This window comes from Pseudomonas sp. NPDC089741 (assembly GCF_044748825.1).
Classification (GTDB): Bacteria; Pseudomonadota; Gammaproteobacteria; order Pseudomonadales; family Pseudomonadaceae; genus Aquipseudomonas; species Aquipseudomonas helmanticensis.
In genome coordinates, this window is the sequence record NZ_JBIVGT010000004.1 from 320,368 (window position 1) to 327,290 (window position 6,923).

The following is a 6,923-nucleotide window of genomic DNA, read 5'->3' on the forward strand; positions in this document are numbered from 1 at the left end:
CAACAAGGCCCGCAGCGATGCGGGCCGATCGTTCCCACGCTCCGCGTGGGAATGCCTCAAGGGACGCTCCGCGTTCCAGCTCTGGAAAGGGACGCAGAGCGTCCCGGGCTGCATTCCCACGCAGAGCGTGGGAACGATCAAGCAAAGATCGCAGCCTTCGGCAGCTCCTACAGGAAACCGCATTCCCATGTAGGAGCTGCCGAAGGCTGCGATCTTTTGATCTCAAGCAGTCGCCGCCACAACCTCTGGCTCAACCACCGCCACCAGCCCCTCCTTCATCCGCTGCGCATCGCGCACAAAACACCGCGCTGCCATAAACAGAAAAACCATGGTCAAGAACAGCGCCACCGGAATCAGATACATCGCATCATGCAGCCCGACCGCTTTGAACGCCTCGGTCATCTGCTCAGCGCCCGCCGAGAGCATCGCCGTGTGGGCGAAGTGATCGGACAAGCCACCGACCACCACCGGTCCCAAACCACCACCGAGCAAATACAACCCGGCAAAGAACAACGCCATCGCCGTCGCCCGCAGGCGCGGTTCGACCACGTCCTGAATCGCCGTGTAAACACAGGTGTAGAAGTTGTAGGCAAACAGCCAACCAACACTGAATACCGCGACAAACACACCGATCTCGATACGCCCGGCATGCAGCGCCCACGCCGTGCACAGCGTCGAAATAATCAGGCTGAACGCCGCGAACAGCAGTCGCCCGTTGGCCACGCGCTGGTGAATCTTGTCGGCAATCCAGCCGCCCAGCGTCAAACCCACCAGCCCGGTGACGCCGACGATCATCCCGGTGGCCACCGCCGCTTCCTGCAATGGCATGAGGAAATAGCGCTGCAGCATCGGCACCAGAAATGAGTTGCAGGCATAAGTCGCGAAGTTGAAGCACAACCCGGCCAGCACCAGCCAGAGAAAGGTCGGCACCGCGAGAATCCGCCGGATCGGCTTGTCGACTCGCTCTTGCGAAACCTGCACGGATTCCGCCGCGCCGCGCTTCGGCTCTTTAATGAAGAACATGAAGATCGCGAGGATCAGCCCCGGCACCGCCGCAATAAAGAACGGCGCGCGCCAGCTGTCGAACGCCTTGACCATCGCGCCGATGGTGAAGAACGCCAACAACAGACCCAGCGGCAGACCGAGCATGAAAATGCCCATCGCCCGCGCCCGACGATGCGCCGGGAACAAATCGCCGATCAGCGAGTTGGCCGCCGGCGCGTAACTGGCTTCACCGATGCCGATGCCCATGCGCACGATCAAGAAGCTCCAGAAACTGCCGACCAGTCCGTTGACCGCCGTCAGCGCGCTCCACGTCGCCAGGCCCCAGCCCATCAGTTTGCGCCGCGAGCCGGTGTCGGCCATGCGCCCCAAAGGCAGGCCGGCGATCGCGTAGACAATGGTGAATGCCGTACCGACAATCCCCAGTTGAAAATCGCTGAGGTGCCACTCCATGCGGATCGGTTCGATGATGATCGCCGGAATGGTGCGGTCGAAGAAGTTGAACAGGTTGGCGAGGAACAGCAGGAACAGAATGCGCCAGGCATTCGCCGCTTGGGTCGAGTTCTGCATGGGTCCGTCTCTTTATTGTTATAGGGCTTCACTGCCAACGCATCCGAGCCCGGAACCTGCAATCTAGTCAGCCCGTCGGAAGCTGTCTGTGATCATTCGTCTGCCTGATATCGGGCCATGCCACTGTAACGAAACGTAAGCCCTTGATAAGTCTGCAATCCCCCGAAAACCGGGGCTTTTGCAGCAAAATCCTGGCACAAAAAAATAGTTTCGCGCCCCCCTTCCCAACGCTGTGGCGAAGCCTAGAATAGCCGCCGGATCCGTCCGGATCTCCCGATCAATCCCTTTGATACCCCCGTCCATGTCCGAAGTCAGTCCGTGTCTGAATTGCGGTGCCTGTTGTTCCCATTTTCGTGTGTCTTTTTTCTGGGGTGAATGCGCGTCCTCCGGCGGCACGGTGCCCGATGAACTGGTCACGCAGATCAGCCCGAGCCGGGTGGCGATGAACGGCACCGACTGCAAATCGCCACGCTGCACGGCATTGGTCGGCGAGGTCGGCAGCGAGGTGAAGTGCTCGATTTATGAATTGCGCTCCAGCCCTTGCCGCGAGTTCGAATCGTCTTGGGAAAACGGCGAACAGAATGTCGATTGCGACAAGGCCCGTGCACGCTTCGGCTTGCCGCCGCTGCAACCGGACTGGGCGCAAATCCCATTCGAACAGATCGCCTGAGCCTTTAGCGCCAATCGCTATGACGCTAATGACGAAATCATTAGCGCCAATGTGCCACTACCGCTTGCTCCCTGAAAACCGCCTCTATACTCCAGTCATTCGCCTGCGTTCACCGCGCAGTCAGGACGACTTCAGAGACGGGGCATGCTATGGAGTGGCTTGGTTTGCAGTTTGTTACCGAGCTGCCGGAGAGCGGGCAGGTCATTCTCGATTGCACCCATAATCCCTTGCTGGTGCTGGTGGCCTATCTGGTCGCCTGCGCGGCGAGTTTTGCCACCCTCGATATGGCGGAGAGGGTGGGCCATGCCGAAGATCCCCGCTCGCAACGTTTGTGGCGCTGGATCGGCGCAACCTGTCTGGCCGGTGGCATCTGGGCCATGCATTTCATCGGCATGCTGGCCTTCCAGGCGCCGATCGAAATCCAGTACGACCTCGCCATTACCCTGTTCTCCCTGCTGATCGCCCTGCTCGCCTCTTGGCTGGCGATGCACACGTTGAGCGAGCCGCAGCCGAGTCTGATCCAGTACCTGAAAACCGCGATCGTCATCGGCCTCGGCATTGCCGGCATGCATTATGTCGGCATGGCGGCGATGCAATCGGTCGCTACCGCTTATTACCAACCGCTGCTGTTCTGCCTTTCAGTGGTGATTGCCATCGGCGCCAGTTTCGCCGCGTTATGGGTGGCCGGTTACTTGCGTGAAGGCAGTGGCCTCGGCCATCAGATGCTCAAGTACAGCGCCGCGCTGATTCTCGGTGCCGGCATCATCAGCATGCATTTCACCGGCATGGCCGCATTGCGCCTGGTGTTGCCCGAGGGCCCTGTGCCGGTCCTGGCGGTCGAGAGCAGTCATCTGCAACTCGGCCTGACGGTGGCGCTGATCACGCTGTTGATCCTTGGCAGTGCGATCAGCGCCGCCCTGGCCGACAAGAAACTGCAAAACAAGGAGCACGACCTGCGCCGGGTCAACGCCCTGCTCAGCCAGCTCGATCAGGCGCGCATGTCGCTACAGCAAGTGGCCAATTACGACGCCCTGACCAACCTGATCAACCGTCGCGGCTTCAATCAGATCTTCGCCGAAAAACTCAGCCAGAAAGCCAGTGAAGGCGGCATGCTCGCGGTGATGTTCCTCGACATCGACCACTTCAAACGGATCAATGACAGCCTCGGCCATGACGCCGGTGACGAGTTGCTGAAAGTCATCGCCAACCACATCAAAGGTTCGGTGCGCAGCCATGAGGACGTGGTCGCGCGTTTTGGCGGTGACGAGTTCTGCATTCTGATCGGCCTGCATGACCGCGAAGAAGCCCGCAACATGGCGCAGCGCATCATGCTGAAGATGAAAGAGCCGATCGAGTTGGCCGGACGGCGCATGGTCATGACCACCAGTATCGGCATCAGCCTGTTTCCCGAAGACGGCACCACCTGCGAAGAACTGCTCAAGCACGCCGACCTGGCGCTGTATCAATCAAAAGGTGCCGGGCGCAACGGCCTGCACTTTTTCAATTGCAACCTGAAAAACCGCGCCACCCTGGAGCTGCAACTCGAGGAGGAACTGCGTCATGCCCTGCGCGAAGAAAACGGCCTGATGCTCTACTACCAGCCGATCTTCGAACTGAAAACCGGCCGGGTGACCAAGCTCGAAGCGCTGATTCGCTGGCAGCATCCGTTGCATGGTTTGCTGACGCCGGACCGCTTTATCAGCATCGCCGAAAACAACGGATTGATCGCCGAACTGGACAATTGGGTGCTGCGCCGCGCCTGCAAGGACCTCGGCGAACTGTCGCGCCATGGCTGCGATGAATTGAAAATCGCCTGGAACTGCTCGCCCCTCAATCTCGCCCGCGAAGAGCTGGCCATCGAGATCGAAAGCGCGCTGCGCACTGCCGGCGTGGCACCGGAACGACTGGAACTGGAAGTCACCGAAAATGCCTTGATGGGCAATATTGCCAACACGCTGGTGCTGTTGCGGCAGATCCGCGCCCTCGGCGTATCACTGTCGATCGACGACTTTGGCACCGGTTATTCGTCGCTGGCTTACCTCAAGCGTCTGCCGCTCAACACGCTGAAAATCGACCGTTCGTTCATCATCGACATTCCCAATGCCACGGCGGACATGGAGATCGTCCAGGCAATCATCGTCATGGCGCACACCCTGCATCTGCAGGTGGTTACCGAAGGCGTGGAAAGCCTGGAGCAATACGAGTTTCTCGAGCGCTCGGGTTGCGATTTCATTCAAGGCTACCTGCTCAGCCGCCCGGTGCCGCTGGACGAGCTGCGCCCGGTGCTGGAGGAAATCAATCAGCGCAAGCACTCTCATGCGGTCAATCCGTTGAGTCTGGCGCGCGGTACATTTGCACCAGTGTCGCTGGATCCTTTGCCAAAAAGCCCTGCGCCCCATGCAGGCGCATCAGTTGTGCGGCCAATCCGCTGATCGGCGTTGCCGAGCCTTGTTCACGGGAGAATTTCACCGCCGTGTCGAGATCCTTGAGCAGCGTGCGCACATGCCATTTGATCGGTTCGAAACGGCTTTCGGCCATTTGCGGGGCGAGAATCTGCAACGGTTTCGAATCGGCAAAACCACCGGCCAGCGCTTCGGCGATCAGGCTTGCATCGACCCCAGCCTGTTCGGCCAGCGCGACCACTTCAGCGATCACCAACGCATTGCAGGCGACGATCATCTGATTGCAGGCCTTGGTCACCTGCCCGGCGCCGATGCCGCCCATGTGCGTGACGCGCTGACCAAGATTGAGCAGCACCGGGCGCACGCGCTCAAGGTCCGCCGCCGCGCCGCCGACCATGATTGCCAGACTGCCCGCTTCGGCGCCGACCACGCCGCCGGACACCGGAGAATCCAGCCAGGCCATGCCGCTTTTCTCGGCCAGCTCCGCCGCCATCTCGCGCGTGGCGGTGGGTTCGAGGCTGGAAAAGTCCACCAGCAACTGGGCGCTTTTCGCACCTTCGGCGATACCGCCGGCGCCAAACACCACCTCACGCACCACCGCCGTATCCGCCAGGCACAACATCACGATGTCCGCGTGTTCGCACAAATTGGCGGGGTTCGCCACCTGCCGGGCACCGGCCTCGACCAGCGGCGCGCACTTGGCCGGGTTGCGATTCCACACGGTCAGCGGATAACCCGCCGCCAACAGACGCCGGCACATGGGCAGCCCCATCAGACCGATTCCGGCGAACCCCAACGAAGGTAGCGTTGACATCATTTTGCCTCTTTTCGATTAAAGATCGCCGAATAATGGCCGATTCAACAACGATCAGGAAAGGATTCCCCCCAGCGACAATCAGGCCAAGTCCCTGACGCTCGGGCCACATACGCGCAAAAAAGACGCGAGATCTTATTCCGTGAGGTTCGCAGGCATCGGCCAGCGCACCAACCCAGTCCAGGTATATGGCGCACAATGACTTCTAAAAACAATCCCGCCACTTCGGTATCCGATCTGACGTTGAGCCCTGCCGCCAACAGCCCTTCATCGTCGAAGCCATTGGTCCCGTCGCGCCCGCTGTCGACCCAGCAATACCTGTACTTCACCGAAACCAATACCGACCGCATCCTCGACAATCTCGACGGCCTGCGTGATCTGGTGTTCCCGCGCCCGCCGCACCTGGAAGGCGATAACGAACAGCACAACGATCAGGAATTCCCATCGGTGTGCCTGATCGGCCTCGGTCGCTGCGGCTCCAACATCGCCCTCGACGTCGCGGAACTGGTGTACAACGCGCGCAAGTTCTACCTCAACGAATTCAACAACGAAGACCGTGCGGCGGATCGCCGATCGGCCGACAAGGGCTACAGCCCGGCGCAGTGGATCAAGAACAACCTGCGCATCGGCAACAACAAGGCGAGCAAACCGGTGTTCCTGGTCGAGCCGCTGGTGATGCTCGGCGACCTCGACAAAGACATTGCCGGGCGCATCCGTTTCTCGCGCAAGGGCGAGAAAAGCGGCTTCCTGCGCGACTACAGCAAAATGAAGATCATGGACTTGTCCGAAGTCCACGCCGGTGGCGCCGGTAACGCGCCGATCCTCGGCCAGTATCTGGCGAAGATCATCCTCAACAAGGATACCCAGCGCTTCTCCAGCCCTGACTGGAAAATGATCCACTCGTACCTGATCGACAGCTGCGGGATCAAGGCAAACCAGTCGCGCCTGTATTTCTCGATTTTCAGTGCCGGCGGCGGTACCGGTTCGGGCATGGCCTCGGAATTCGGTCTGGCCCAGCAGCACTCGTACATGAACAAGACGTTCGACACCAAGCCGAGGGACGAGCATGACGGCAAGAGCGGTCATTCGTTCGTGTTCGAACCGATTTTCACCAGCGGCATTTGCGTGCTGCCGAACATTTCCGACCATCGCAGCGAAATGTCCGAGGCGCTGCACATCAACGCCGGTCGCCTGCTGTGCAAATACCTCTCGGGAGCTGGGGCGGTCTCGTTGCAGTGCGCCCACGACGAGAGCGGCGAAGCCCGCGGCGGGGGGGGTCGGGGGGCGGGCGGGCGGGCGGGGGCGCGGGGCGCGCGCCCCGCCGCCGCCCCCCCCCCCCCCCCCCCCCCCCCGCGCCCCGCCCCCCCCCCCCCCCCCCCCCCCGCACACGCAGCGGCTCCCCCCACACAGGCCCCGCACGCCGCACGCGCCCAGGCCGACGACGGAGCGTGCGCGCCAGGAGCGT

At 61.1% G+C, this 6,923-nt stretch carries 4 protein-coding genes and 1 pseudogene; 3 read left to right on the forward strand and 2 right to left on the reverse strand.

Annotated features, from left to right (window positions below; translation table 11 throughout):
• Window positions 1-222: 222 nt before the first annotated feature.
• Window positions 223-1,572, reverse strand: coding sequence for an MFS transporter (locus ACIPZE_RS07040; RefSeq protein WP_129390207.1), 1,350 nt, complete (start codon window positions 1,570-1,572; stop codon window positions 223-225).
• Window positions 1,573-1,873: 301 nt separating this feature from the next.
• Here ACIPZE_RS07040 and ACIPZE_RS07045 point away from each other — a divergent pair, with 301 nt between their 5' ends.
• Both ACIPZE_RS07045 and ACIPZE_RS07050 read left to right on the forward strand, forming a co-directional pair.
• On the forward strand, window positions 1,874-2,242 hold the full coding sequence (locus ACIPZE_RS07045; RefSeq protein WP_034155003.1) for a YkgJ family cysteine cluster protein: 369 nt from the start codon (window positions 1,874-1,876) through the stop codon (window positions 2,240-2,242).
• Between the two features lie 149 nt (window positions 2,243-2,391).
• A complete protein-coding gene (locus tag ACIPZE_RS07050; RefSeq protein WP_400772117.1) occupies window positions 2,392-4,674 on the forward strand; it encodes a putative bifunctional diguanylate cyclase/phosphodiesterase in 2,283 nt (760 codons plus the stop codon).
• On the opposite strand, the gene ACIPZE_RS07055 is transcribed toward ACIPZE_RS07050, so the two are convergent.
• Entirely contained in the window at window positions 4,565-5,461 is an 897-nt protein-coding gene (locus ACIPZE_RS07055) for an NAD(P)-dependent oxidoreductase (protein WP_400772119.1), read from the reverse strand. The genes ACIPZE_RS07050 and ACIPZE_RS07055 overlap by 110 nt on opposite strands.
• Window positions 5,462-5,656: 195 nt before the next feature.
• On the opposite strand from ACIPZE_RS07055, the pseudogene ACIPZE_RS07060 reads away from it, so the two are divergent.
• Window positions 5,657-6,923: pseudogene (locus ACIPZE_RS07060) on the forward strand (hypothetical protein); the annotation flags it as partial.

Bases quoted from the DNA above. Each gene is read 5' to 3' on its own strand.
- ACIPZE_RS07040 (WP_129390207.1), bottom strand. From the start codon at position 1,572: ATGCAGAACTCGACCCAAGCGGCGAATGCCTGGCGCATTCTGTTCCTG.
- ACIPZE_RS07055 (WP_400772119.1), bottom strand. From the start codon at position 5,461: ATGATGTCAACGCTACCTTCGTTGGGGTTCGCCGGAATCGGTCTGATG.
- ACIPZE_RS07045 (WP_034155003.1), top strand. From the start codon at position 1,874: ATGTCCGAAGTCAGTCCGTGTCTGAATTGCGGTGCCTGTTGTTCCCAT.
- ACIPZE_RS07050 (WP_400772117.1), top strand. From the start codon at position 2,392: ATGGAGTGGCTTGGTTTGCAGTTTGTTACCGAGCTGCCGGAGAGCGGG.